The sequence below is a fragment of the Pseudomonas sp. AC083 genome, assembly GCF_979253165.1.
Genome location: NZ_CEEDDH010000015.1, coordinates 82,179 through 108,916, shown reverse-complemented (window position 1 = coordinate 108,916; position 26,738 = coordinate 82,179). Strand labels below are relative to the sequence as shown.

Genomic DNA, 26,738 nt, shown 5'->3' with positions numbered 1-26,738 from the left:
CGACGTTTATGTCTGAGCCGATGCAAAGCTATCTGCTTGTCGCATTTGGACGCTAAGCTTGGGCTTATGGATGATTCAGATTATTTACGCCTGCTGACCATCGCGGCCGAGCAGGCCAATGCGTTCCTGTCCAATGCCCGCAAATGGGAGCGTGAGCGTTGGGTCTGCCAGCGCCTGCTGCAAGGTCTGAACATCCCCTACCGCGCCGACGAATTCGCGCCGGCCGGTGAGCCGCCGGACGTGTTGTTCCGCGATGCCAATTTCGAAGTTTTTTTCGTCCTCGATGAAGGCCGCCGTCTCAATGATGAATGGCGCGACGAGTTGCAGCGTCGGCGCAGTGCGTTCTCCCTGAGCCAACTGGTGCGCCGCGAAGCCAAGCCCAAACGCATCCCGGCCAATGAATTTCTCCTGCGTCTGGCGCCAACGCTGCGCAAGAAGGCGCACAACTACAAGGAACGCGGCATGGATCTGGGTGAGCTGGACATCATCGCCTTCGCCAGCCTCAAACGCGAAGTGCTGGACCTCAACAGTCATTTCCCGCCACCGACCGAATATCTGCGTCAGGGCTGGCGCTCGCTGTCGCTGGTCGGCCCGACATTCGCCCGCGTGTTGTTCGCCCACCCCGACGCACCGGACTTTCTGCGCAGCAACCTCGGCCGCAGCATTGTGTTCGACGTGGGTATCAGCCTGTGACGCCGCTGCAGCAGTTGATCGCTGAGGTTCCGCAAACCGGTCGTGTGCGCTGGATCGGCGTGCGTCCAGAGTCCCGTGGGCCGATGCTTGAGCTCGAGGCGGTCGAGGCGCGGCTGGAAGCCGGGCTCACCGGCGACCACGCCCGCCCGGGCGTTCGCAATGCGCGACAGGTGACGCTGATTCAGTGGGAGCACTTGGCGGTGATCAATGCATTGATGGGCCGTCCCGATGACGAGCCGGTCCGGCCTGAAGATCTGCGGCGCAATCTCGTTATAAGCGGAATCAATTTGTTTAGCCTGAAGGGGCGGCGCTTTCGCGTCGGGCAGGCGATACTCGAAACCACTGGCTGGTGTCAGCCCTGTGCACGCTTGCAGAACAGTCTCGGCCCGGGCACTTTTCAAGCCGTGCGCGGGCATGGCGGGATCACCGCCCGGGTGTTACAAAGCGGCATCATTCGCCTCGACGATAGCGTGTGCGTCGAACCGGTTCCGGACAGTGGCTACGCTGCGTTCAATCCGGGCTGAAAACCGCTGTAGCCTGTGCTCATTCAGTAACGTCTACCTGACGAGGCAAATATGACCAGCCGCCTGAACCCCGAAGACCAAAAGCATGTCGAAGAGTACCTGCAACTGTCCCAACACCGTGTCGAGCGCCGGCCTTTCCGGCCGTGGATGCTCCTGGTGCTGGTGCTGGCAGTGACCATTGGTCTGGGCCTGTTGAGCCGATTTATCAGTTACCTGACGTTATGAGCTGCCTTGCGCTCCCTCGGGTAACCGCACCGATTTCCTTTAAAAACCTTGCGAGTTATCCCTATGTCCCATCGTATTGTCATTGTCGGCGGCGGCGCCGGCGGTCTGGAGTTGGCTACCCGCCTGGGTAAGACTCTGGGCAAGCGCGGCACGGCCAGCGTGATGCTGGTCGACGCGAACCTGACCCACATCTGGAAGCCGCTGCTGCACGAAGTGGCCGCCGGTTCCCTGAACTCCTCTGAAGACGAACTCAACTATGTCGCCCAGGCGAAATGGAACCACTTCGAGTTCCAGCTCGGGCGCATGAGCGGGCTCGATCGCGCGCAGAAAAAAATCCAGTTGGCCGCGACCTATGACGAAAACGGCGTCGAGCTGGTGCCGGCGCGTGAAGTGGCTTATGACTCGCTGGTGATCAGCGTGGGCAGCACCACCAACGATTTCGGCACCCAGGGCGCGGCGCAGCATTGCCTGTTCCTCGATACACGCAAACAGGCCGAGCGCTTCCATCAGCAATTGCTCAATCACTATCTGCGCGCCCACGCCGGGCAGACCGATGTGGTCGAGCAAATCAGCGTGGCCATCGTCGGCGCTGGCGCCACTGGCGTCGAACTGGCGGCAGAGCTGCACAACGCCGCCCATGAATTGGCCGCATATGGTCTGGACCGGATCAAACCGGAAAACATGCACATCACGTTGATCGAAGCCGGCCCACGGGTGCTGCCTGCCCTGCCGGAGCGCATCAGCGGGCCGGTGCACAAGACCCTGGAAAAGCTCGGGGTCAATGTGATGACCAACGCAGCAGTCAGCGAAGTGACTGCGGACAGCCTGATCACCGCCGATGGCAACGAGATCAAGGCCAGCCTGAAGGTCTGGGCTGCCGGCATTCGCGCACCGGGTTTCCTCAAGGACATCGACGGTCTGGAAACCAACCGCATCAATCAGCTGCAAGTGCTGCCGACTCTGCAAACCACTCGCGACGAAAACATCTTTGCCTTCGGTGACTGCGCGGCCTGTCCGCAACCGGGCACTGATCGCAACGTGCCGCCACGGGCACAAGCGGCGCATCAACAAGCCTCGTTGCTGGCCAAGTCGCTGAAACTGCGCATCGAAGGCAAGACCCTGCCGGAGTACAAATACACCGACTACGGCTCGCTGATCTCGCTGTCGCGTTTTTCTGCTGTGGGTAACTTGATGGGTAACCTGACCGGCAGCGTCATGCTCGAAGGCTGGCTGGCGCGGATGTTCTATGTGTCGCTGTACCGCATGCACCAGATGGCGCTGTACGGGCCGTTCCGCACGGCGATGCTGATGCTGGGGAGCAAGATTGGTCGTGGCACCGAACCGCGTCTGAAACTGCACTAAGGCCAACATCTGTGGGAGCGAGCCTGCTCGCGAAAGCGGTGGGTCAGTCAACACTGTCGTTGAATGATCCGGCCCCTTCGCGAGCAGGCTCGCTCCCACATTGTTTCGTGCTGTTCTCAAATCAGTAGGACGGCCTGTAATGAATCGCTGTTCATCAGAGCTGAAAGCGTCGCACCATGCCCTGTAGCGCATTGGCCAGTTGCGACAGTTCGTGGCTCGATGCGCTGGTCTGATCAGCCCCCGCAGCCGAACGCACCGACAGGTCGCGAATGTTCACCAGATTGCGATCCACTTCCCGCGCCACCTGCGCCTGCTCCTCGGCAGCGCTGGCGATCACCAGGTTGCGCTCGTGAATCTCGTGCACCGACGCCGTGATCGTCACCAGCGCCTCACCTGCCCGCTCGGCCAGAACCAAGGTGCTCGCCGCACGGGAAGCGCTGGCCTGCATTGACTCCAGCGCCAGGCTCGAGCCGCTGCGCATGCCTTGCACCATCTGCTCGATTTCCTGCGTCGATTGCTGGGTGCGATACGCCAGTGCGCGCACCTCGTCGGCCACCACCGCAAAGCCGCGACCGCTTTCGCCCGCACGAGCCGCTTCGATGGCAGCGTTGAGCGCCAGCAGATTGGTCTGCTCGGCGATGGCGCGAATCACGTCCAGAACCTTGCCGATGTCCTGCGATTGATTGGCCAGCGACTGCACCAGTTCGCCGGTGTTCTGTACATCACTGGCCAGGGCGTTGATCGCACTGGCGGTTTCGCTGACGCGCTCCTGGCCCAATTGCGCCGACTGACTGGACTGGCGCGTGGCATCGGACGTCGACACCGCGTTGCGCGCGACCTCCTCCACCGCAGCGGTCATCTCGTTAACCGCAGTGGCGGCCTGTTCGATTTCGTTGTTCTGCTCTTGCAGGCCTTGGGTGCTGTCGACGGTGACGGCACTCAGTTCGTCAGCGGCGGTGGCCAGTTGTGTGGCTGAGCCGCTGATACCTTGCAGGGTTTCGCGCAGGTTCTGTTGCATCGTCGCCAAGGCCTTGAGCAAGCGGCTGACTTCGTCATTGCCATGGGTTTCGATCGGTCGGGTCAGATCGCCCTTGGCGACACTTTCTGCGGCATCCACGGCGCTGCTCAGGGGACGCACGATACTGCGCGTGAGCAACATCGCCAGCGCCACCGTGGCCAGCGCTGCCAAGGCAATGAAAAGAGTAACGATGGTGCGCGAGGTTTCATAATGCGCGGCGGACTTCTCGCTTTCGGCAGCGACCTGGCGGGCGAACAGATCGGCGAGATCGTTGAGTTGTTTGCCGGAGCCGTCGACCACGGTCTTCATGTCAACCAGGAGCAATTTGGTCAGCTCGTCACGCTTGCCTTGCTCGGCAAGGGTGAATGACTGGGCAATGCCGGTGCGATAGGCGGCGAAGGTTTTCTTGAACTGGTCATACAGCTGCTGGCCTTCGGCAGTGTCGACCAGTTTGTCGTAGGCGGCGATCTTCTCGCTCAGCTCCTTGTCGCGGGTGTCCATCTGGCCGCGATAGGTGGCGATGTTGGCCGGATCCTGATCGAGCGCCATGCGCAGGGAGATGGTACGGATGCGCAGCATCAGTTCACGGATCTCGTCGCCGCCACGGATGCTCGGCAACCAGCGGTTTTCCACCGCGACCTCACTGTCGCGGATGCTCGACATCTGCCCCAGCGCAAACACGCCGAGCAAGGCCACCAACACCGCGATCAGGGCAAATCCCAGGGCAGCCCGGGGAGCAATATTCAACTGACGAAGCAACATGACGAACGCCCTTATTCTTGTAATGGCCGGATCAAGGGGCGAAGCGTTGGCAGTCCCCTCGTGTTAGCGGGCTATCGGCAGGTTGTATGACGACTTGAAGGGATTCAGCTTTCGGCAGGCAAAAAAAATCCCCGTATCTTTCGATACGAGGATTTTCAATATGGTCGGGGTAAGGGGATTCGAACTCCTGACATCCTGCTCCCAAAGCAGGCGCGCTACCGGACTGCGCTATACCCCGGTAAAAAAAAGGCGACCTTTCAAAGATCGCCTTCTTCGATCAGCGCTTTTGGCCTCTGATCTTAAGATTCGATCCCAGCGCAAACTGGTTTCAAAAATGGTGGGTCGTGTGGGATTCGAACCTACGACCAATTGGTTAAAAGCCAACTGCTCTACCAACTGAGCTAACGACCCAAATATGGTCGGGGTAAGGGGATTCGAACTCCTGACATCCTGCTCCCAAAGCAGGCGCGCTACCGGACTGCGCTATACCCCGGTTTGAAATTGGCTCCGTGACCAGGACTCGAACCTGGGACCCAATGATTAACAGTCATTTGCTCTACCGACTGAGCTATCACGGAACTACACATTTCAATTTACAACGGTGAAGCTTTGTTGCATCTCGCCACCCGTTCGCATCGCTGCGTTCGTGTGTCTGAGGCGCGCTATTCTACAACCTAGAACACCTCTGTCAACCCCCTAAATTGCTTTCAAGTTAATGATTTGCAACTTATTTCAGATTCCAACCCGGTGGGTTGAAACGCTGCCGGTGACTGACTGCGGGGCGCACTTTACAAGCCTTTTCCTTTGAGTTCAACAGCCTGGCGAAAAAAAGGCCTCGCAATGCGAGGCCTTCCCGGTTTCATTGCCGCTGAGGCTTAGCCGAAAACGATTTCGTCGTTCTCGACCTTGCCGATGGCGGTGTCGCCAGGCATGAAATGACCCGACAGGATCAACTGCGCCAGCGGGTTTTCGATCCAGCGCTGGATCGCCCGTTTCAAAGGACGTGCGCCATACACCGGGTCGTAACCGACCGCGATCAGCTTGTCCATCGCCTCCGGGCTCAGTTCCAGCTTCAGCTCGCGCTCGGCCAGACGGCTGCGCAGGCGACCCAACTGGATCTCGGTAATCCCGGCGATCTGATCCCGCGCCAACGGCTCGAAGATCACCACCTCGTCGACCCGGTTGATGAACTCCGGACGGAAGTGCGACGTCAGCGCGTCCATTACAGCAGCACGCTGCGCCTCACGATCACCGACCAGTTCCTGGATCTGCATCGACCCGAGGTTGGAGGTCATCACGATCACCGTGTTGCGGAAGTCCACCGTACGCCCGTGACTGTCGGTCAGCCGGCCATCCTCAAGCACTTGCAGGAGGATGTTGAACACATCCGGGTGCGCCTTCTCGACTTCGTCCATCAGGATTACCGAATACGGCTTGCGACGCACCGCTTCGGTCAGGTAACCGCCCTCTTCATAGCCGACGTAGCCCGGTGGCGCACCGATCAGACGAGCCACGGAGTGTTTCTCCATGAACTCTGACATGTCGATCCGCACCATCGCCTCTTCGGTATCGAAGAGGAACTCGGCCAAGGCCTTGCACAGCTCGGTTTTACCAACACCGGTAGGGCCGAGGAACATGAACGAGCCGCTCGGACGATTCGGGTCGGACAACCCGGCGCGGGAACGCCGTACGGCGTTGGCCACTGCAACGACCGCTTCTTCCTGACCGATCACCCGTTTGTGCAACAGGCTCTCCATCTTCATCAGCTTGTCGCGCTCGCCTTCGAGCATTTTCGACACCGGGATGCCGGTCCACTTCGACACGACTTCGGCAATCTCTTCTTCGGTCACCTTGCTGCGCAGCAACTGGTTTTCGCTCTTGCCGTGCTGGTCGACCATTTGCAGGCTGCGTTCCAGGTCGGGGATCACCCCGTACTGCAACTCGGCCATGCGATTCAGGTCGCCTTTGCGGCGTGCGGCTTCCAGTTCCTGGCGCGACTGTTCGATCTTCTGCTGGATCTGAGCAGAACCCTGCACCTCGGCTTTTTCCGAGTTCCAGATTTCTTCCAGATCCGAATACTCACGTTCGTGACGCTCGATTTCTTCCTGGAGTTTTTCCAGGCGTTTCTTCGCTGCGTCGTCGCTTTCTTTCTTCAGCGCCTGGGATTCCACTTTCAACTGAATCAGGCGCCGCTCCAGACGATCGAGTACTTCCGGTTTGGAGTCGATCTCCATACGGATACGGCTGGCGGCCTCATCGATCAAGTCGATGGCCTTGTCCGGCAACTGCCGATCCGTGATGTAGCGATGGCTGAGTTTCGCCGCGGCAATGATCGCGCCGTCGGTGATCGCCACCTTGTGGTGGACCTCGTAACGCTCCTTGAGGCCACGCAGAATGGCGATGGTGTCTTCTTCGCTCGGCTCGTCCACCAGGACTTTCTGGAAACGCCGCTCGAGCGCCGCGTCCTTCTCTATATATTGGCGATACTCGTTGAGCGTGGTCGCGCCGACGCAGTGCAACTCGCCGCGAGCCAGCGCAGGCTTGAGCATGTTGCCAGCGTCCATCGAGCCTTCGCCTTTACCAGCGCCGACCATGGTGTGCAGTTCGTCGATGAACAGAATGATCTGCCCTTCCTGCTTCGACAGCTCGTTGAGCAAGCCTTTCAGGCGCTCTTCGAACTCGCCGCGATACTTGGCGCCGGCGATCAGCGCGCCCATGTCCAGCGACAGCAGACGCTTGCCTTTGAGGCCGTCCGGCACTTCGCCGTTGATGATGCGCTGGGCCAAGCCTTCGGCGATCGCGGTTTTACCCACGCCAGGCTCACCGATCAGCACCGGGTTGTTCTTGGTACGGCGTTGCAGAACCTGAATGGTGCGGCGGATCTCGTCGTCACGGCCGATCACCGGATCAAGCTTGCCGTCTTCGGCGCGTTTGGTCAGGTCGACGGTGTACTTGTCCAACGCCTGCCGCGATTCTTCGTGGTTGGCGTCATTTACCGCTTCGCCACCACGCAGGTTGTTGATCGCGTTTTCCAGAGCTTTTTTGCTCACACCTTGGCCGAGCAGCAACTTGCCGAGCTTGCTGTTCTCGTCCATCGCGGCGAGCAGCACCAGTTCGCTGGAGATGAACTGGTCGCCCTTCTGCTGAGCCAGACGGTCAGCCTGATTGAGCAGGCGCGCCAGATCCTGCGACATGTTGACGTCGCCGGTCGGGTTCTGGATTTTCGGTAGTTGATCGAGCTCTTTGGTCAGCTCTTTACGCAAGCTGTTGACGTCGAAGCCTACCTGCATCAGCAGCGGCTTGATCGAACCGCCCTGCTGTTCAAGCATGGCCTGCATCAAGTGCGCCGGCTCGATGGCCGGATGATCGTGGCCAACCGCCAACGACTGGGCGTCGGACAGGGCCAACTGTAATTTACTGGTTAAACGGTCAATACGCATGGGTCACCTTCCTTTTGAGCAGGCCGGACCTAAGAAACCATCCTGAATAAAGAAACCTGCCAGATACCACTGTAGATGCGGTCGATTCTGGGAGATTCAAGCGTCGGAGAGTTGATGCAGATCAGAGAGTTTAGCGGGTGAGCCAAACAAGAGAGGCGAAACGACCGGTGCGCGACGCACGGCGATAGGAGAAGAAGCGCGGATCGGTCACGGTGCAGAAACCTCCACCATAAACAGCCGTGACAGCCCGTTCAGCCAGACGCAGGCGCGCCAGCAGATAGATATCGGCCATGAACTTGCCGGGATTGTGGCTCGGCACGAAGGCTGTCGCCGTTTCCGGCAACTGCTTGACGAAGACTTCGCGTACTTCCGCGCCGACTTCAAAGGCTTGCGGGCCAATCGCCGGACCGAGCCAGACCAGCACGTCTTCAGGTGCAACATCGAGGCTATCGAGGGTCGCTTCAAGCACACCCGCCGCCAGACCACGCCAACCGGCATGGGCCGCCGCTACACGGGTGCCTGCGCGATTGCAGAACAACGCCGGCAGGCAATCCGCCGTCATCGCCGCGCAGGCAATACCCGGCGTTGCGGTCCAGTTGGCATCTGCAGTCGCAACGATGCCCGGATCAGCATGGGCAACGGTGATCCCGTGCACTTGCTGCAACCAGGCAGGCTGTATGGAGAAGTGCTCGGTCAAGCGGCGACGATTTTCGGCCACCGCTTGCGGGCGATCATCGACGTGATCACCCAGATTCAGGCTGTCGAACGGCGCCTCGCTGACACCACCCTCGCGGGTGGTGACACAGGCCCTGACGCTGGCCGGCGCAGGCCAGTCCGGCGTCAGCCAGTTCATCCGACGAAGGCCTCGCGATCCTGCTTGAGCAGGGTCAGCAGCCAGACGAAATCTTCCGGCAGCGGCGATTCCCAGCTCATGCGCTCACCGCTCGTCGGGTGATCGAGTTCAAGGAAGCGCGCGTGCAGCGCCTGACGCGGGAAGTGCTTGAGCGATTCCACCATGGTCGGGTTGGCCGCAGGCGGAATGCGGAAACGCCCGCCGTAGGCCGGATCGCCGACCAACGGGAAGTTGATGTGCGCCATGTGCACACGGATCTGGTGGGTCCGACCGGTTTCCAGCTTCACCCGCACGTGGGTGTGGGAACGGAAACGCTCGAGCACGCGGTAATGGCTGACGGCAGGCTTGCCGCCTTCCATCACTGCCATGCGCTGGCGTTGCTGGCCGTGACGACCGATCGGCGCATTGATCTTGCCACCGGCGGTGACCACGCCGATCACGATGCACTCGTAGATACGGCTGACGCTGCGGCTCTGCAATTGCGCAACCAGTTTGGTCTGCGCCTGAATGGTCTTGGCCACCACCATCAGACCGGTGGTGTCCTTGTCCAGACGATGCACGATGCCGGCGCGCGGGACATTGATGATGTCCGGCACATGGTGCAACAAAGCGTTGAGCAGGGTGCCATCGGCATGACCGGCAGCCGGGTGCACCACCAGGCCCGCAGGCTTGTTGATCACCAGGATGTCGTCGTCTTCATAGACGATGTCGAGCTCGATGTCCTGGGCGATCCACTCGCCCTGGGCTTCCTGCTCGGCAGTCAGCTCAAGGACGGCACCGCCATGCACAATGTCGCGCGGGCGGATCACCGCCCCGTCCACAGTCAGGCGACCTTCTTTGATCCAGGCGGAAAGGCGCGAGCGTGAGTGCTCAGCGAAGAGTTGGGCGGCGACTTGATCGAGGCGTTGGCCGCCCAATTCGGACGGCACCTCTGCGCGAAGTTCAATTTTATCGGACATGCTCGGACTGGGCGTCGGCACAGCCTTTGGTTTCGGCTGCGCGCTTGTGGTTAAATACGGCGTCTTTTGCCCCGAGGCTTTTCAACGGGGCGCTCATCATAACAGGACGGCCCCGCCCAAGACAGCGGCCGTCATAGGGACGCAAGCCGCCATGCAAGTGAAACACCTGCTGCTGATCGCCATCCTCGCATTGACCGCTGCTTGCTCATCGAAGGAAGTCGTAGACGAAAACCTCAGCGAAGCCGAGCTGTATCAGCAGGCTCAGACTGACCTGGACAACAACAGCTACACCAGCGCCACAGCCAAGCTGAAGGCTCTGGAGTCGCGTTATCCGTTCGGTCGCTACGCCGATCAGGCTCAGCTGGAGTTGATCTACGCCAACTACAAGAACGCCGAGCCGGAAGCTGCAAAGTCTGCCGCCGAGCGTTTCATTCGTTTGCATCCGCAGCATCCGAACGTGGATTACGCGTACTACCTCAAGGGTCTGACCTCGTTCGACCAGGACGTCGGCCTGCTGGCGCGCTTCCTGCCGCTGGACATGACCAAGCGTGACCCGGGCGCCGCCCGCGACTCGTACAACGAGTTTGCGCAGCTGACCAGCCGCTACCCGAACAGCCGCTACGCGCCGGACGCCAAGCAGCGCATGATCTATCTGCGCAACCTGTTGGCCGCCTACGAAATCCACGTCGCCGACTACTACCTGACCCGTCAGGCTTATGTAGCCGCTGCCAACCGTGGCAAGTATGTCGTGGAAAACTTCCAGGAAACCCCATCGGTCGGCGACGGCCTGGCGGTGATGACCGAGGCTTACCAGCGTCTGCATCTCGACGATCTGGCAGCCACCAGCCTGGAAACCCTGAAGCTCAACTACCCGGACCACCCGAGCCTGCAAGATGGCCAGTTCGTGCCACGTGTAGCCGAGGCCGACAACCGTTCGTTCCTGAGCAAGGCGACTCTGGGCCTGATCGAATCGCGTCCACCGCTGCCGCCGGGCGAAACCCGCGCCAACCAGGACGTGCAGAAGCAGTTCCAGGACGCGAAAGATGCGATCCCGAACGAGCTCAAGCCTAAGGACGAGAACGGCGACGTGATCGAAGAGCCAGAGCCGGAATCCAGCGACACCGATCGTTCGTGGTTCAGCTACATGACCTTCGGCGTGTTCGACTGATCACACCGGCGGTACGAAAAAAGGGAGATCTGCGGATCTCCCTTTTTCATTGCCGCGCTTTAATAGGCTGTGCGCTGATCGGGTCCTTGGCTAAACTGCCGGATCATCAGTCGAAAAGCCGCTCATCATGCTTCGTTTATTGTTCTGGATTGCCCTGATCTTCGCCGCCATCTGGCTCTGGCGCAAATTCAAGGCCCCCGCCGCCTCCACCCGACCGCCGCGCGAACAGGACGCGCCGCCGATGGTGCGTTGCGCACATTGCGGCGTGCACCTGCCGCGCGACCGCGCGCTGGGCAACCAGCAACAGTGGTATTGCAGCCAGGCTCATCTCGAGCAAGGCCCGGGCGCCAGTGGTCGCTGAGGCCGCCAACGCCGACCAGAAACAGGCGCAGCGACTGCTGCGTCTTTATCACCTGTACCGTCTAAGTGTCGGCATCACCCTGGTGTTGCTGATCTCCAGCAACATGGACAACCGCCTGCTGACGTCGGCCAACGACGATCTGCTGCGCGGCGGCAGCTGGCTGTACCTGATCATCAATATGCTGCTGGTGGTGTTCCTTGAAAACACCCGGCGCCCGGCGCAGTTGTTCACCCTGGCGCTCGTCGATGCGCTGCTGTTGTGCGGCCTGTTCTACGCGGCGGGCGGCGTGGCCAGTGCGCTGGGCAATTTGCTGGTGGTCTCGGTGGCGATCAGCAACACCCTGCTGCGCCGACGCATCGGCCTGCTGATTGCCGCCATTGCGGCGATCGGCATTGTCGGCCTGAGCTTTCTGCTCGGGCTCAGCCGCCCCTTGAGCGCCAACGCCTACTTGCAAGCCGGCACCCTCGGCGCGCTGTGCTTCGCCGCCTCATTGCTGGTGCAAGGGCTGATCCGCCGCCTCGAAGTCAGCGAGACCCTGGCCGAACAGCGCGCCAGCGAGGTGGTCAGCCTGGAGGCGCTGAACGCGTTGATCCTGCAACGCATGCGCACGGGGATTCTGGTGCTCGACGAGCAACGCCGGGTGCAACTGGCCAATCACAGTGCGCAGAGTCTGCTCGGGCATAGTCACCTGCAAGGTCATTTGGTCGACGAATATTCGCCAGCACTGGTCGAGCGTCTGCAACTGTGGCGCAACAACCCGACCTTGCGCCCGCAGAGCCTGAAAATCCCCGGCAATGGCCTTGAGCTGCAACCCAGCTTCATCGCCCTTGAGCAGAGTCCGAACCAGCAGACGCTGGTGTTTCTCGAAGACCTGGCGCAAATCACCCAACAGGCGCAGCAACTCAAGCTCGCTGCGCTCGGGCGTTTGACCGCCGGCATCTCCCATGAAATTCGCAATCCACTGGGCGCGATCAGTCATGCCGCGCAGCTGTTGGCCGAGTCCGAGGAACTCGATAGCGCAGATCGGCGTCTGACGCAGATTATTCAAGACCACTCCCAGCGCATGAACCGAGTCATCGAAAACGTCCTGCAACTGTCCCGCCGCCAGCAAAGCGCGCCGCAACGGCTGGACCTCAAGCCGTGGCTGGAAGACTTCGTCGGCGAAACCCGCGAGCAGGCCAACGAGCGCCAGCACATTCATCTGCGAATCAATTCCGGCGATTTCACCACGCTGATGGACCCCAACCAGCTGCGGCAGATTCTCGACAATCTGATCCGCAACGCCTGGCGTCACAGTGCCCAACTGCACGAGCAGGCCGACGTCTGGCTGGCACTGTTCGTCGACCCCGAAAGCCAATTGGCAGTGCTCGAAGTGCAGGACAACGGCCCCGGCGTGTCGGCCGAGGAACAGGCGCATCTGTTTGAGCCGTTCTTCACCACCAGCAGCCAGGGCACCGGTCTTGGCCTTTATCTGTCCCGTGAGCTGTGCGAAAGCAACCAGGCACGCCTAGACTTCAAATCACGCCAAGGCGGCGGCTGCTTTTGCATCACTTTTGCTCACGGACGGAAACAAAGTTGAATACAAGCCCACGGCAAAAAATTCTAATCGTCGACGACGAACCGGATATCCGCGAGCTCCTGGAAATCACCCTGGGACGGATGAAACTCGAGACCTTCAGCGCACGCAATCTGGGCGAAGCTCAGGCGCTGTTGCAGCGCGAGCACTTTGACCTGTGCCTGACCGACATGCGCCTGCCCGACGGCACCGGGCTGGAGCTGGTGCAACACATTCAGCAACGCGCTCCACACCTGCCGGTGGCGATGATCACGGCGTACGGAAGCCTGGAAACTGCGATCAATGCGCTGAAGGCCGGGGCGTTCGACTTCCTCACCAAACCGGTGGAACTGCCGCGCTTGCGCGAACTGGTCAGCTCGGCGCTGCGCCTGCCGACAGCGGGCGGCTTGAGCACGGCAATCGAGCGACGCTTGCTGGGCGACTCGCCGCCGATGGCCAATCTGCGCAGGCAGATCGACAAGCTCGCACGCAGTCAAGCGCCGGTGTACATCAGTGGTGAATCCGGCAGCGGCAAAGAACTGGTCGCCCGTCTGATCCACGAACAAGGTCCGCGCGCCAGCCAGCCGTTTGTGCCGGTGAACTGCGGGGCGATTCCGTCAGAGCTGATGGAAAGCGAGTTCTTCGGTCACCGCAAAGGCAGCTTCACCGGTGCCGTCGAGGACAAGCCCGGGCTGTTTCAAGCGGCCCATAGCGGCACTCTGTTTCTCGATGAAGTCGCCGATTTGCCACTGTCGATGCAAGTGAAACTGCTGCGGGCGATTCAGGAAAAAGCCGTGCGCAGCGTCGGCGGCCAGCAGGAAACGGTGGTCGACGTACGCATCCTTTGTGCCACGCACAAAGACCTTGAAGCCGAAGTTTCGGCCGAACGCTTCCGCCAGGATCTGTATTACCGGCTCAACGTCATCGAACTGCGTGTGCCGTCCCTGCGCGAACGCCGTGACGACATCGAGGCGCTTGCCATGCACGTGCTCAAGCGCCTGGCCAAAGACACCGGACAACCCGAAGCGCGCCTGCACCCGCAGGCGCTGGAGGCGCTGAAGAACTATCGCTTTCCCGGCAATGTGCGCGAACTGGAGAACGTCCTCGAACGCGCGCACACCCTGTGTGAAAACCGTACGATCGAGGCGCAGGATCTGCGCTTGAGCGAAGGCAATTGCACGGCGGACGGGGCGATGGCCGATCTGACACAGATCGACAACCTCGAGGATTATCTGGAGAGCGTCGAGCGCAAACTGATTTTGCAGGCGCTGGAGGAAACCCGCTGGAACCGCACGGCGGCGGCGCAGCGGTTGAGTCTGTCGTTTCGGTCGATGCGCTATCGGCTGAAGAAGTTGGGCCTGGATTAGATCGCAAAGATCGCAGCCTTCGGCAGCTCCTACAGGGAACGCATTTCATTGTAGGAGCTGCCGAAGGCTGCGATCTTTTGACCTTGCTCTAGAGGCGGCCCTCAGGCGCATACGGCGCCGGATCAATAATCGGCGCCCGCCCCAGCATCACGTCAGCAAATAGCTGACACGATGCCGGCGCCAGCACCAGCCCGTTGCGGTAATGCCCGCAGTTCAGCCACAACCCCTCGAACCCCGGCACCCGGCCAATAAACGGAATGCCCTCCGGCGACCCCGGCCGCAGTCCCGCCCAGTGCCCGACCACTTCGGCATCCGCCAGCGCCGGCAACAATTCGATCGCCGAGGCCTTGAGGCTTTGCAGCGCTACATCGGTCGGGGTCTTGTCGTAACCTTCGTGCTCCAGCGTGCTGCCAATCAGAATGTGACCGTCGCGACGCGGGATCGCATAACGCCCCTTGGCCAGCACCATGCTTGGCAGGAAATCAGCCGCGCACTTGTAGAGAATCATCTGGCCTTTGACCGGTTCGACCGGCAGCGTCAGGTTCAGCGTCTTGAGCAGATCACCGCTCCACGCTCCCGCCGTCAGCACAATCTGGTCGCCATTGATCAACCCCGTCGAAGTCTCCACGCCGACCACGCGCTCGCCCTCGCGGACGAAGCCACTGACTTCGCATTGCTCATGAATCGTCACATTCGGCAGCGCCAGCAGCGCGGCTTTCAGCGATTTGACCAGCCGTGGATTGCGCACGTTGGCGACATCGGCCATGTAGATCGCTCGGCTGAAACCGCTGCCGAGCACCGGCACCGCGTCATGTGCCGCCGAGATATCCACAGCCCGCAGCGGCCGATTTTCCCGCTCGGCCCAGGCCAGGGCTGCGGCTTCATCATCCAGATCCAGCCAATACAGACCAGTGGTGTGTACCTCAGGATCAACCCCTGTGTCGGCAAACAAGCGCTCGCCGAGCTGTGGATAAAAATCCTGCGACCAATGCGCCAGCGCGGTGACTGCCGGACTGTAGCGCCACGGGTATAACGGCGAGACGATGCCGCCGCCAGCCCAGGACGATTCCTGGCCGACATTCGAGCGGTCCAGCAGCACCACGCTGCGCACTTCGGAGGCGAGATTGTAGGCAGTGAGCAGGCCAATCACCCCGCCGCCGACAATCACCACTTGCTGTTGCCTGGTCATGTTTGATCCAACCGTAAAAAAGACAGTGGGCGCAAAAGGCGCCCGAAAAAGAATGCGTCAGCGGCCCCAGCAATCCTTGGCGGTCACTCCGGTGGTCGCGTTGTTCATGCTTCGCACGCCGGTGTTGGTCAGGGTGAAATCCCCGCATTTGTCGGTGGCCATGGCCGAGCCGGTTTTACGCGTCGCGGTCAGCACAAAGGTCTGGTCGGTCAGCGTCGGGGTGATGGTGTAGAAATCATTGCCCGTGCTCAGTCCGGTGACGCCGGTGTAGACATTGTTGCGGGTGTAGAAGCGTTCGAGGGTCTGCGCCTGCTCCGAGAGCAGCGAGACCACTTCGGCGCGACGGCCCTTCTTCACGTATTCGTTGTAGCTGGGGATGCTGATGGTGAGGATGATCCCGATAATCGCGATGACGATCATGATCTCGATCAGGGTAAAACCTCGGCTGGATCTGCGCATGCCTCAAATTCTCGCTTACTGGATTTGTCGCCACATGATACGACGGCTGCCGCCGCCACCTTTTTCCACAATGACCGTGACCGCGCCGCTGGTATCAGTCGTGCCCTTGCGCTCGCCGTTAGCGGAGATGAAGTTCAGGGTCGGAATGCCGCCGGTAAAAATCACGCCACTGGATATCATGTCATTGCTGTCGACCAAACGGTCGCCAGTGGTGTCAATCACGGCGTAGTTGAGCATCTTACCGTTGAACGCATCGAGTTCGACCAACCTGCCCGTACCAAAGCTCGAACAAGGGTCGGTGGTATCGACGCTGGCGGTGGTAAAAACGACTCGCCCCAGCACAATGCTGGCCTGGTTGATCACTCGCTCGCCGGTCAGCACGTTGTTGTACACCAGCGGCAAATACCAGCCTTTTTCTCCCGGATACGTCGTTTCATTCTGGCTGGTGGTCAGGAACTGCCCGGAACTGCCGGAGAACGAACCGGTGATCGCCTGTGCCTGCAAACTGCTGACGGTGATTTGTCCGGCCCCACCCTCTGCGTCCCAGATTGAATAGAACGCCTGCAGATCCTTGTTGCTCTTGTCGGCAGTCTCGTTGAACTTGCCGGTGCCAAAGAACACCTGCTTGCCGCCCTGTGGGTTGTCCGCCAGCAGCGGTTGCGCGGTGATCGGCTGCGTTGCTCCGCCTGGGGCGGTGAACAAAGGCTTGCCGGCAAACGCAACGCCCCAGCTTTCCGGCGCCGTCGCGCTCAAGTCGAATTTCCACATACGCCCCTTCAGGTCACCAGCGTAGGCAGCCTGCACCACGTTCGAGGAATTGACCCTGAGTTTTACCGAAGACAGACCGTTAGTGGCTTCCGTGCTGTCGATGACGATTTTCCTGATCAGCGAACCATCCATTGCATCCAGTACATACAAAGCCGCAACCCCCGAATTGCTGCCGTAACCATTGGCGATGAATGTCGCCCAGCGACCATTGGCCAAGCGTGCCACTTCCGGACGCGCGTAGGCGTAACCCAGATCATTGAAAGCATTCGACGCATTTGCCGTAGCCGGCGCACTGACTTCCCACAGTGCCTTGATCACGTTGCCTGCCGAGGCGTCGAACAGTTGCAGCCCGTAGAAGGTTTTGCCACCGGCCCCCGTTCCGCCAATGGCCAGGGTTTTCCAGGTGGTGCCGGCCTGCGCATCGAACACTCCGACCTGACCGTCCACGAGAAACTTGTGGCTGACGCCGTTGACGTAATTGGTATCCGCAATCAGCCGCAACGAAGGCAGCACGCTGGAGGGCATGTAGGCATAACGGCGGGTGCCGTTCGCCGAATTGATCACGTTGACGAAACCGTCGTTGGCGTTCACTACCAGACTGGTGTTCATGTTCGCAGCCTTGGTGGTCAGGTAGTTGGTGTAACTGCTGTCACCCGTCAAGTCGGATGCGGTCTTGTCCGAAGGCGACGCGAGCACCAGCGGCGAATTGATGATGTCGCCCAGCAGCGCAGTGCGCACTTTGAGCCCGGCCCTGTTGGTCCCTTTGCTCCACTCCACCAGTTCAGTGCCGCTGACACCGGTGGGCAGGCCCTGATTCAGCGTGTTCTGCTGGGCTGGGGAAAAGCTGCCGAATGCCAGAGCAATGGGCGTATTGCTCAAGGTGTTCCATGACTGGAAAGTCGGCGCTGTAGCAGAGGGTACGATGGTGGTGTCGGTCGACCATTGCGCCGTCGAGGTATTTACCGTGCCGGTCGAGGTAAAGCCGAACGACCTGATCGTGCCGCGCCAATCCTTGGGATCGTAGGTTGTCTGGTAAAAACTGCTGCCACTGGTCAACGTACTGCTGCTGGCAACGCCGGCACCACCGGAGCCGGCCTTGGAAGTGATATCGCTCAGTGCCGACGATAGCGCCGCATTAAGCCCGGAGCTGTCGGTAGCCTGGTAATACCTGCCCTGCCCGTAACTGGCGGCGTCGGACAACATATCGTTATCCGCAGCGAAACCCACGGTGTAGGTGTTCATGTTCTGCCGGGGAAAATCCACCGCGTTCCAGCTCTTGCCGGCGGCATCGGTGCCGGTCGAGCGCATGTCGATGTCGAAGGCGAATTTGGCAATGTCATCCAGATACAGAGTGTCACCTTCACCGTCACCGTTGAGGTTGTCGCCATCGTTATTCACGCCATCCCAGTTCGGTAAGCGACTGCCTCCCAGCGGATCGTTGGTCGGGAAGGTACGATCGTAGGTCGGCAAGCCGTCGGTAATCACCACGCCGTAGTTTTTCTGGCAGCGGTATTGAATCGGACTGGTATAGGTCGCCGGCGTGCCGTTGTAGTAAGGCGCCAAGCCACGCATGTAGCGCGTGACTTCGTAATAGCTCTCGGCCAATGGCGTGTTGGCCACGGCGTTCAAGCCGTTGATCGATGAGATCAGCGCGTTGTAGTTGGTGTCTGCCTGGGCCTGGGTGACGCTGCCCGCGACGGGTGACAAATCGGTGATCGAGCGAGCGATGAAACCGCCGTTGCCCGGGTTGCTGCTGGTCGCCGGATTGAATGTCGACAGGCCCATGCGCAAGGTGCGGTTGCTGCTCACCAGTGCGGTGGAAACGTTGCGCGCCACGTTCATCCGGTAATCGTTGGGAATCGCCCCCGTGGTGAAGTCGCGGGTGCCGTTGCTGTTGGCGAGGCTGACTATGTAGGAAATGTAATCGGCGGAATACCGAGTGTTCTCGTTGCCTACGGGGTCGGGGAGCTTGAGGCACAACGGCGCCACGCTGTTGTTGTAGAACGCATACGCGCCTCCCGAGCAGCCGGAGGTTGGCAGGCTCGATAGAAACACCGTGTCGCCGGTAATCTGCGGCGCATTGAGTGCAGAGCACAATCCGAGGAAGGCATTGCACTGGCGGGCGGGAGTGCGGTTGACGTTAGGGTTGAATTCGGCGGCGTAAATGATGCTGTTCATACTCCCCGAATCATCGATCAGCAGCATCACGTTGGGCGCCACCGCAGCCGCGCTCAGCAATGGCGAATCGGACGGCGTGAAAGCCCAGGCCGGTGCCGCCAGATAAAGGCTCAGGAGCATGCCGACCAGCAGCGACAGGCCGCGCTCAATACTTCGCATAGACACTCTCCACCACGCTACGCGAATTGCCGGCGATGCCAACCGCAGTGACTCGATACAGGGTTGCCGAGGTGTTACTCGGCACGTTCACCGCCGTCAGGGTCGTGCCGATGTTCTGCACGCCATAAAAGCCATTACCGGCAGCGATCCAGGTCACTCCGGAGGTCGAATTGAAACCTGCCGAGCTGACCACTGACGACTCCGCTGGCGGCAGGCATTGACTCGTGCCGCTGCACACCGCCAACGAATAACTGTCCAGTTGTACTGCGCTTTCGCCCACACGCAATGCCGCTTCGGCCGCCTGAAATGATTGATTGCGCAGGCTTACGCTGCCGGCCATTTTCTCTTGCAGGTTGGCGCTCTGCATCGAGGACAAACCGATCAATGTCAGCAACAGCAGAAACACCAGACTGACCAACAAGACCATGCCGCGCTGGGCCTTATGTTGTTGCAAGGAAATCCTCATCGCCGCCCCCTCATGGCAAGCGGTTGCGCAATGCCGCAACCACGTTGAAGGTTTGATTGCGCACCCGATTGTTCGGGTCGGTGAGGGTCAGGCTCAGGCGCACACTGCGAATGCGCGCGGGATCGCCGGGGTTGCTGCTGTAGGTCGAGGCCGCCACGTCGGTCGCCGAGCTGGCCAGACCAAAGGTGACGTTGAAGGCACTGACATTGTTCACCAGCACTTGCTGCGCCGGATTGCCGCTGCCGGTGCCCATGAGAATCTGGTTGTTACTGAAGCTGTAGACCAGACGGCGGATCGGGAACGCGATCTGCCCCGTGGTCGGGCTGCGCAATCCGCTGTAGGCGACCGCGCTGTTGCGACAATCGGAAACTACCGTCCAGGTCGGTGTGCCCCCGCCGCTGCCGACATCGGCGGTGACCAGGGTCAGCTTGAGACTGGCGTTATCCCAGTTGATCGGGATGAGCTGCGCGGCGTTGAAATCCCCTGCCGAACTGGAGTCGACGATGGTGCCGAGGCAGCCGAACATGCCGACCATGCGGATTTCCTGAATCATTTTGCTGAGGACGAAGCGCGCATCTTCCTGCATCGCTGCGGCGCTGTTCTGGCTGACGTAGGTGTTTTTTGCGGCGATGAAAATCTGCACCACACCGGGTACGACGATCAACCCCAAAGCCAGAGCTATCAGCAACTCGATCAGGCCGAAACCACGGCTGGTGTGCTTCATGGCGTGGCCACCGGATCGACCGCCGCCCGGCTGGTCAACACGAAACTGCGCTGGGCACTGGCAGCGTTCGCCGCGCGCGCGTCGCTCCAGGTAATGGTGATGGTATAGACCCGCTGGTTGAGGGTGATGCTGCCCGTCGCGGTCGGGCCGCCGAAGTTGGCGATGTTGGTGGTGAAGTCGTAGAGGTCCTGGTCCCGCGCATTACTGAGATTGCCCGAGGTCGGTGGCGTAACGGTGTAGTTGGCGCCGGAATTGGCGCGGATGCGATCCATCATGTCATAGGCGATGAAGCTGGCCTGACTGGTCATCCGCGAACTGTCGGTGTACTTCAGCGCATTGAGCTGCACCGCCGCTGCGCCCAACAGCCCGACCGTAAGAATCAGCAGCGCGACCAGCACTTCGATCAGCGTCATGCCCTCCTGTGCGTTTTTGCTCCCTGCCCTCATCCGCAATTTCCACCCAGTTGAATGCGTCCGTTCAAACACACGTTCAGCGTCCTGCTTTGCGTGCCCAGCGTGTAACCGATGACTACCGCCGTCGACGGTGCCGCCAGACCACCAAGATTGTTGAAATCCAGTGCGGTCACTCCTGAGGGTAGCGTCAGAGTCGCGCCACTGCTCATCGCTGGAACAACCCGCAACACATTGGCCGGATTGCCAGTGCTGTCGTAGACCGCCAGCTCACCGGTCCAGACACTGCCGCCAGCGGTCGGACGCAGACGCGTGGTCACGCCGCGATTGATCGCTTCGAGGCGAGCGAAATTGATCGCCCGCTGCAAGTCGCCGACTTCGGTATCCGCCTTGCTGCTCTGGATCGTACGGGTAAAGGCCGGCACCGCCAGCGTGATCAATATCAGGAATACCGCGATGGCGACCAGCAACTCGACCAGCGTGAAACCTTTTGTACGAAGATCCATCGATGCCCTCCGTTGCTGTCGGCTATACCTGCTTTTACACGCTAGAACATTCGCTCGGCACCCGCCGACTGATTTGCCCTGCGCGGCGCACGGATTGCGCTGCTCATACCATGCCACGGAGGGATTTTTCATGCCGCAACACGGTTTCAGTCTGATTGAACTGCTTATGGGACTGGCGATTGGCGCAATTGTTCTGCTGCTGGTCAGCCCGGCGTTCGCCGCGCTCAAACAGGCGACTCAACGCGACCACGCGGCGCAGTCGCTGCTCGAAGGCATCCGCCACGCTCGCACACTGGCGATCACGCACAATCAGAGCGTGGTGATCCATGGCATCGACGGTGACTGGAGTCAGGGTTGGCGGATCATTCTGGATCGAAGCGGCAGGGGGCCGGAGGACGGCAGCAATCCGCTGCTGGTTGAACGCGCCAGTGAGGCGAAGGTGCCAATTGTCGGCAACTGGTGGGTGAGCCGCTATGTGCGGTTCAGTCATCTGGGACAGCCGCTGATGCCGGGACGGCGATTTCAGGCGGGGACAATACACATCTGCTCGCCGCGCGAACCGGTCAGCCAGCGGCAGATCGTGCTGGCAGCAACCGGTCGCGTGCGCCTGGGCAGTCAGGAGACCGAACAGGCGCTATGCGACAAAAGCAGAAAGGTCAGATCGAACGGACGCGCAGCTCTTTCGGCATCGAGAACGTGATGTTTTCCTCACGGCCAGCCAGCTCATCGGCACCGGTCGCGCCCCAGGCCTGCAATTGCTGAATGACGCCACGCACCAGCACTTCCGGTGCCGAGGCGCCAGCGGTAATGCCAATGCGCTCGACGCCGTCGAACCAGCTCTGTTGCAGGTCCTCGGCACCGTCGATCAGGTACGCCGGAGTCGCCATGCGTTCAGCCAGTTCACGCAGACGGTTGGAGTTGGAGCTGTTCGGGCTGCCGACCACCAGTACCACGTCGCACTCGTCGGCCAGTTGCTTGACGGCGTCCTGGCGGTTTTGTGTGGCGTAGCAGATGTCGTCCTTGCGCGGACCACCGATGGCCGGGAAGCGCGTTCGCAGGGCATCGATCACACGGCTGGTATCGTCCATCGACAAGGTTGTCTGGGTGACGAAGGCGAGTCTTTCCGGATCGCGCACCTGCAGTGCGGCCACGTCCTTTTCGTCTTCAACGAGGTAGATCGCGCCGCCATTGCTGGCGTCGTACTGGCCCATGGTGCCTTCGACTTCCGGGTGACCGGCGTGGCCGATCAGGATGCACTCGCGACCGTCGCGGCTGTATTTGGCGACTTCGATGTGCACCTTGGTCACCAGCGGGCAGGTTGCATCGAAGACTTTCAGGCCACGACCGGCGGCTTCGTTGCGCACGGCTTGGGAAACACCGTGGGCGCTGAAAATGACGATCACGTCATCGGGTACCTGATCGAGCTCTTCGACGAAAATCGCGCCACGGCTGCGCAGGTCTTCGACGACGAACTTGTTGTGCACCACTTCGTGACGCACATAGATCGGCGGCCCGAAGACTTCCAGGGCGCGGTTGACGATTTCGATCGCCCGGTCCACACCGGCGCAGAAGCCACGGGGGTTGGCGAGTTTGATTTGCATGCTGTGCCTCGTGTCTTGCGCGCGAAAACAATGGAAAACAGACTGTGGAGACCTGCTTGTTGTGGCGAGGGGATTCATCCCCGCTCGGCTGCTTAGCAGTCGTAGACCGTCAACGGACTTATCTCAGAATCCGTTGACTGGTCTGGGGGCGCTTCGCACCCCAGCGGGGATGAATCCCCTCGCCACAGAGGCTCACTCCTGCATTTTTAGATCGCTTTGACGGAAATGATTTCCACGTCAAAGGTCAGCGTCTTGCCCGCCAGCGGGTGGTTGAAGTCGACGGTCACTTGCGTGTCATCGAATTCCTTCACCACACCCGGCAACTCAGTATTGGCCGCATCGTTGAAGATCACCAGCAGACCCGGCGACAACTCCATGTCGGTGAACTGCGAACGCGGGATGGTCTGCACGTTCTGCGGGTTCGGCTGACCGAAAGCGTTTTCCGGCTCGACGGTCAGGGTGCGCTTGTCGCCGGCCTTGAAGCCGAACAATGCGGCTTCGAAGCCCGGCAGCAGGTTGCCATCGCCGACCTTGAACGTCGCCGGGGCCTTTTCGAAGGTACTGTCGACGGTGTCACCGTTTTCCAGGCGCAAGGCAAAGTGCAGGGTGACTTCGGTGTTCTGGCCGATGCGTTGCTCAGTCGATAGCGGTTCAGTCATGAGCGGCCTCTTCGGTTTTCTTCGATTTGAACATGTCCAGTGCCAGCATGATCGCGCCAACGGTAATCGCGCTGTCGGCAATGTTGAACGCCGGGAAATACCAGCGGTTCTGCCAGTGCACCAGAATGAAGTCGATCACATGGCCCAGGGCAATGCGGTCATACAGGTTGCCCAGCGCGCCACCCAGCACCAACGCCAGGGCGACGGCCAGCCAGGTGTCGTTGCGACCCAAACGCTTGAGCCAGACCACCAGCACGGCACTGACCACAATCGCGATCAGGGCAAACAGCCAGCGCTGCCAGCCGGAGCTGTCGGCGAGGAAGCTGAAGGCAGCGCCAGTGTTGTAGGCCAGGGTCCAGCTGAACAGGTCGGGAATGATCACGATCTGCTGGAACATTTCGAGCTTGGCTTCGAAGTAGAACTTGCTGGCCTGGTCAATGACCAGAACCAGCAAGCTCAACCACAGCCAGCTCAGCCGTCCGAAACGGCCAATGGCATCAGGCATAGTGACGAACCTCGCCAGCACCGCTGATGTTGTCGACGCAACGCCCGCAGATTTCCGGATGCTCCGGGTTCACGCCGACGTCTTCGCGGCAATGCCAGCAACGCGCGCATTTCGGGAACGCCGATTTGACGATCTTCAGTTTCAGACCGCTGACTTCGGTGGCCACTGCATCGGCCGGAGCCTGCACGAATGGTGCAACGCTGGCAGTCGAGGTGATCAGGACGAAGCGCAGCTCATTGCTCAGCTTGGCCAGATCGGCGCTCAGCGCCTCTTCGGCAAACAGCGTCACTTCGGCCTGCAGGTTGCCACCGACGGCTTTCGCCGCACGCTGGATTTCCATCTCTTTGTTGACCGCAACCTTCACTTCCATGATGCGATCCCAGTAGGCGCGACCCAGCTCGAAGCCTTCCGGCAGCTCGGTCAGGCCTTCGTACCAGGTGTTGAGCATGACCGACTCGTTACGCTCGCCCGGCAGGTATTGCCACAGTTCGTCAGCAGTGAAGGCGAGGATCGGCGCGATCCAGCGCACCAGCGCTTCGGAGATGTGGAACAGCGCGGTCTGGCACGAGCGCCGGGCCTTGCTGTCGGCGCCGGTGGTGTACTGGCGGTCCTTGATGATGTCGAGGTAGAAACCACCCAGCTCCTGCACGCAGAAGTTGTGGATCTTCGAGTACACGTTCCAGAAACGGTATTCGCCGTAGTGCTCTTGCAACTCGCGTTGCAGCAGCAGCGTGCGATCCACCGCCCAGCGATCCAGCGCCAGCATGTCTTCGGCCGGCAGCAGGTCGGTAGCCGGGTTGAAACCGGTCAGGTTGGAAAGCAGGAAGCGCGCGGTGTTACGGATACGACGGTAGGCATCGGCGCTGCGCTGCAGAATCTGCTCGGACACCGCCATTTCGCCGGAGTAGTCGGTCGAAGCGACCCACAGACGCATGATGTCGGCGCCCAGGGTGTCGTTCACCTTCTGCGGCGCGATCACGTTGCCCAGCGATTTGGACATCTTGCGCCCGGACTCATCGACGGTGAAGCCGTGCGTCAGCAGCTCGCGATATGGCGCGTGGTTGTCGATGGCGCAGCCGGTCAGCAGGGACGAGTGGAACCAGCCACGGTGCTGGTCGGAACCTTCCAGGTACAGGTCGGCACGCGGGCCGCTCTCGTGGCCCATCGGGTGCGAACCGCGCAGGACGTGCCAGTGCGTGGTGCCGGAGTCGAACCAGACGTCGAGGGTGTCGCTGATCTTGTCGTACTGCGGCGCTTCATCACCGAGCAACTCGGCAGCGTCGAGTTTGAACCAGGCTTCGATGCCTTCGACTTCAACGCGTTTGGCGACTTCTTCCATCAGCTCGACGGTACGCGGGTGCAGCTCGCCGCTTTCCTTGTTGAGGAAGAACGGGATCGGCACGCCCCAGTTGCGCTGACGCGAGATGCACCAGTCCGGACGGTTGGCGATCATCGAGTGCAGGCGCGCCTGGCCCCAGGCCGGAACGAACTTGGTGTCTTCGATGGCTTTGAGCGAGCGCACGCGCAGGGTGTCGCCGCTGGTTGGCTCCTTGTCCATGCCGATGAACCACTGCGCAGTAGCGCGGTAGATCAGCGGGGTCTTGTGGCGCCAGCAGTGCATGTAGCTGTGTTCGATGACGGTGGTGTGCATCAGCGCACCGACTTCGGTCAGTTTTTCCACGATGGCAGGGTTGGCCTTCCAGATGAACTGGCCACCAAAGAATTCCAGCGACGGCACGTACACGCCGTTGCTCTGTACCGGGTTGAGGATGTCGTCGTTGACCATGCCGTATTTCTTGCAGGTCACGAAGTCGTCCACGCCGTAGGCCGGGGCGGAGTGAACCACGCCGGTGCCAGCGCCCAGCTCAACGTAGTCAGCCAGGTATACCGGCGACAGACGATCGTAGAACGGGTGACGGAAGTTGATCAGCTCCAGCTCTTTACCGGTGGTGGTGGCGATGACCGAACCTTGCACGCCGTAGCGCGCCAGGCAGGCTTCGACCAGCTCTTCAGCCAGCACCAGCAGCTTGTCGCCGATATCGACCAGGGCATAGTTGAATTCCGGGTGCACGTTCAGCGCCTGGTTGGCCGGGATGGTCCACGGGGTAGTGGTCCAGATCACGATCGCTGCAGGCTTGCTCAGCGAGGCTAGACCGAACGCCGCAGCCAGTTTGGCTTCGTCAGCGATCGGGAACGCGACGTCGATGGTCGACGATTTCTTGTTCTCGTACTCGACTTCCGCTTCAGCCAGAGCCGAACCGCAATCGAAGCACCAGTTCACCGGCTTGAGGCCCTTGAAGACGAAACCGCCCTTGACGATTTCGGCGAGGGCGCGGATTTCACCGGCCTCGTTCTTGAAGTCCATGGTCTTGTACGGGTTGGCGAAGTCGCCGAGCACGCCGAGACGGATGAACTCGGACTTCTGCCCTTCGATCTGCTCGGTGGCGTAGGCACGGCACAGCTCGCGGGTCTTATCCGCGCCGAGGTTCTTGCCGTGGGTCACTTCAACCTTGTGCTCGATCGGCAGGCCGTGGCAATCCCAGCCCGGGACATACGGCGCGTCGAAACCCGACAGGGTTTTCGAGCGGATGATCATGTCCTTGAGAATCTTGTTCAGTGCGTGACCGATGTGGATCGTGCCGTTGGCGTACGGAGGGCCGTCGTGCAGGACGAACTTCGGACGATCCTTGCCAATCTCGCGCAACTTTCCGTACAGGCCAATACTGTCCCAGCGCTGCAGGATCTGCGGTTCGCGCTGTGGCAGGCCGGCCTTCATTGGGAAGGCGGTGTCCGGAAGGTTTAGCGTGGCTTTATAGTCGGTCATTTA

The 26,738-nt window shown here is 60.6% G+C and carries 24 protein-coding genes and 4 tRNA genes; 9 read left to right on the top strand and 19 right to left on the bottom strand.

The genetic code is table 11. From position 1 onward, the window contains the following. Positions 1-66: 66 nt before the first annotated feature. The 4 genes from AC0IXA_RS20525 (at position 67) to AC0IXA_RS20510 (ending at position 2,804) form a co-directional block, all read left to right on the top strand. On the top strand, positions 67-693 hold the full coding sequence (locus AC0IXA_RS20525; RefSeq protein ID WP_007909887.1) for a DUF1780 domain-containing protein: 627 nt from the start codon (positions 67-69) through the stop codon (positions 691-693). Beyond that, positions 690-1,217: an MOSC domain-containing protein gene (locus AC0IXA_RS20520; RefSeq protein ID WP_471814404.1), complete on the top strand. Its 528-nt coding sequence runs from the start codon at positions 690-692 to the stop codon at positions 1,215-1,217. The genes AC0IXA_RS20525 and AC0IXA_RS20520 overlap by 4 nt, the downstream gene beginning before the upstream one ends. Positions 1,218-1,268: 51 nt before the next feature. Continuing rightward, the gene (locus AC0IXA_RS20515) at positions 1,269-1,442 is read left to right on the top strand and encodes a DUF3094 domain-containing protein (RefSeq protein WP_007909875.1); all 174 of its coding nucleotides are present in this window, start codon (positions 1,269-1,271) and stop codon (positions 1,440-1,442) included. Positions 1,443-1,505: 63 nt separating this feature from the next. Beyond that, a complete protein-coding gene (locus tag AC0IXA_RS20510) occupies positions 1,506-2,804 on the top strand; it encodes an NAD(P)/FAD-dependent oxidoreductase (protein ID WP_016773144.1) in 1,299 nt (432 codons plus the stop codon). A 154-nt stretch (positions 2,805-2,958) separates the two neighbouring features. Here the strand turns inward: AC0IXA_RS20510 and AC0IXA_RS20505 are convergent, their stop codons facing one another. The 8 genes from AC0IXA_RS20505 to rluD all read right to left on the bottom strand — a co-directional run bounded on the left by AC0IXA_RS20505 (position 2,959) and on the right by rluD (position 9,836). Beyond that, positions 2,959-4,584 (bottom strand): methyl-accepting chemotaxis protein, encoded by a 1,626-nt coding sequence (locus AC0IXA_RS20505; protein WP_137215604.1) that lies wholly within the window; start codon positions 4,582-4,584, stop codon positions 2,959-2,961. A gap of 161 nt (positions 4,585-4,745) precedes the next feature. After that, positions 4,746-4,822 (bottom strand) — tRNA-Pro (locus AC0IXA_RS20500). Between the two features lie 97 nt (positions 4,823-4,919). Next, positions 4,920-4,995, bottom strand: a tRNA-Lys gene (locus AC0IXA_RS20495). Between the two features lie 5 nt (positions 4,996-5,000). Next, positions 5,001-5,077, bottom strand: a tRNA-Pro gene (locus tag AC0IXA_RS20490). 9 nt (positions 5,078-5,086) lie between these two features. Continuing rightward, positions 5,087-5,162 (bottom strand) — tRNA-Asn (locus AC0IXA_RS20485). Between the two features lie 297 nt (positions 5,163-5,459). Then, a complete protein-coding gene (gene clpB / locus AC0IXA_RS20480; RefSeq protein WP_471814403.1) occupies positions 5,460-8,024 on the bottom strand; it encodes an ATP-dependent chaperone ClpB in 2,565 nt (854 codons plus the stop codon). A 130-nt stretch (positions 8,025-8,154) separates the two neighbouring features. Then, a complete protein-coding gene (gene pgeF, locus AC0IXA_RS20475; RefSeq protein ID WP_471814402.1) occupies positions 8,155-8,877 on the bottom strand; it encodes a peptidoglycan editing factor PgeF in 723 nt (240 codons plus the stop codon). Next, complete coding sequence (rluD, locus tag AC0IXA_RS20470; protein WP_016773140.1) at positions 8,874-9,836, bottom strand: 23S rRNA pseudouridine(1911/1915/1917) synthase RluD; 963 nt, start codon at positions 9,834-9,836, stop codon at positions 8,874-8,876. Before rluD ends, pgeF begins: the two co-directional genes overlap by 4 nt. Positions 9,837-9,987: 151 nt before the next feature. Between rluD and AC0IXA_RS20465 the strand changes: the two genes are divergently transcribed. The 4 genes from AC0IXA_RS20465 to AC0IXA_RS20450 all read left to right on the top strand — a co-directional run bounded on the left by AC0IXA_RS20465 (position 9,988) and on the right by AC0IXA_RS20450 (position 14,287). Continuing rightward, positions 9,988-11,004, top strand: a complete 1,017-nt coding sequence (locus AC0IXA_RS20465; RefSeq protein WP_016773139.1) for an outer membrane protein assembly factor BamD — start codon at positions 9,988-9,990, stop codon at positions 11,002-11,004. 127 nt (positions 11,005-11,131) lie between these two features. Beyond that, positions 11,132-11,365 (top strand): PP0621 family protein, encoded by a 234-nt coding sequence (locus AC0IXA_RS20460; protein ID WP_217865196.1) that lies wholly within the window; start codon positions 11,132-11,134, stop codon positions 11,363-11,365. Next, on the top strand, positions 11,355-12,944 hold the full coding sequence (locus AC0IXA_RS20455) for a sensor histidine kinase (protein WP_471814401.1): 1,590 nt from the start codon (positions 11,355-11,357) through the stop codon (positions 12,942-12,944). The genes AC0IXA_RS20460 and AC0IXA_RS20455 overlap by 11 nt, the downstream gene beginning before the upstream one ends. After that, the gene (locus AC0IXA_RS20450) at positions 12,941-14,287 is read left to right on the top strand and encodes a sigma-54-dependent transcriptional regulator (protein WP_471814400.1); all 1,347 of its coding nucleotides are present in this window, start codon (positions 12,941-12,943) and stop codon (positions 14,285-14,287) included. The genes AC0IXA_RS20455 and AC0IXA_RS20450 overlap by 4 nt, the downstream gene beginning before the upstream one ends. 88 nt (positions 14,288-14,375) lie before the next feature. On the opposite strand, the gene thiO is transcribed toward AC0IXA_RS20450, so the two are convergent. Genes thiO through AC0IXA_RS20415 form a run of 7 tightly spaced genes read right to left on the bottom strand, consistent with a single transcriptional unit; the run spans position 14,376 to position 21,146 of the window. Next, complete coding sequence (gene thiO, locus AC0IXA_RS20445; protein WP_471814399.1) at positions 14,376-15,476, bottom strand: glycine oxidase ThiO; 1,101 nt, start codon at positions 15,474-15,476, stop codon at positions 14,376-14,378. 57 nt (positions 15,477-15,533) lie between these two features. Further along, entirely contained in the window at positions 15,534-15,935 is a 402-nt protein-coding gene (locus AC0IXA_RS20440; protein ID WP_039761672.1) for a type IV pilin protein, read from the bottom strand. 15 nt (positions 15,936-15,950) lie between these two features. Further along, positions 15,951-19,040 carry a pilus assembly protein gene (locus AC0IXA_RS20435; protein ID WP_471814398.1) on the bottom strand — a complete coding sequence of 1,030 codons (3,090 nt, stop codon included), beginning with the start codon at positions 19,038-19,040 and terminating at the stop codon, positions 15,951-15,953. Continuing rightward, positions 19,027-19,506 carry a pilus assembly PilX family protein gene (locus AC0IXA_RS20430; protein WP_341639217.1) on the bottom strand — a complete coding sequence of 160 codons (480 nt, stop codon included), beginning with the start codon at positions 19,504-19,506 and terminating at the stop codon, positions 19,027-19,029. Before AC0IXA_RS20430 ends, AC0IXA_RS20435 begins: the two co-directional genes overlap by 14 nt. A gap of 10 nt (positions 19,507-19,516) precedes the next feature. Continuing rightward, positions 19,517-20,230 carry a PilW family protein gene (locus AC0IXA_RS20425; RefSeq protein WP_341639218.1) on the bottom strand — a complete coding sequence of 238 codons (714 nt, stop codon included), beginning with the start codon at positions 20,228-20,230 and terminating at the stop codon, positions 19,517-19,519. Further along, positions 20,227-20,676, bottom strand: a complete 450-nt coding sequence (gene pilV / locus AC0IXA_RS20420) for a type IV pilus modification protein PilV (RefSeq protein ID WP_016773132.1) — start codon at positions 20,674-20,676, stop codon at positions 20,227-20,229. Before pilV ends, AC0IXA_RS20425 begins: the two co-directional genes overlap by 4 nt. After that, the gene (locus AC0IXA_RS20415) at positions 20,673-21,146 is read right to left on the bottom strand and encodes a GspH/FimT family pseudopilin (protein ID WP_041477800.1); all 474 of its coding nucleotides are present in this window, start codon (positions 21,144-21,146) and stop codon (positions 20,673-20,675) included. The genes pilV and AC0IXA_RS20415 overlap by 4 nt, the downstream gene beginning before the upstream one ends. Positions 21,147-21,276: 130 nt before the next feature. Between AC0IXA_RS20415 and AC0IXA_RS20410 the strand changes: the two genes are divergently transcribed. Further along, a complete protein-coding gene (locus tag AC0IXA_RS20410) occupies positions 21,277-21,846 on the top strand; it encodes a GspH/FimT family pseudopilin (protein WP_341639219.1) in 570 nt (189 codons plus the stop codon). Here AC0IXA_RS20410 and ispH read toward each other — a convergent pair. The 4 genes from ispH to ileS form a co-directional block, all read right to left on the bottom strand. Next, on the bottom strand, positions 21,803-22,747 hold the full coding sequence (gene ispH, locus AC0IXA_RS20405) for a 4-hydroxy-3-methylbut-2-enyl diphosphate reductase (RefSeq protein ID WP_016773129.1): 945 nt from the start codon (positions 22,745-22,747) through the stop codon (positions 21,803-21,805). The genes AC0IXA_RS20410 and ispH overlap by 44 nt on opposite strands. Before the next feature lie 206 nt (positions 22,748-22,953). Continuing rightward, complete coding sequence (gene fkpB / locus AC0IXA_RS20400) at positions 22,954-23,406, bottom strand: FKBP-type peptidyl-prolyl cis-trans isomerase (RefSeq protein WP_206421544.1); 453 nt, start codon at positions 23,404-23,406, stop codon at positions 22,954-22,956. Then, positions 23,399-23,911: a signal peptidase II gene (lspA, locus tag AC0IXA_RS20395; protein WP_024014359.1), complete on the bottom strand. Its 513-nt coding sequence runs from the start codon at positions 23,909-23,911 to the stop codon at positions 23,399-23,401. The genes fkpB and lspA overlap by 8 nt, the downstream gene beginning before the upstream one ends. Beyond that, a complete protein-coding gene (gene ileS / locus AC0IXA_RS20390; protein WP_133339081.1) occupies positions 23,904-26,735 on the bottom strand; it encodes an isoleucine--tRNA ligase in 2,832 nt (943 codons plus the stop codon). Before ileS ends, lspA begins: the two co-directional genes overlap by 8 nt. Between the last annotated feature and the right edge of the window lie 3 nt (positions 26,736-26,738).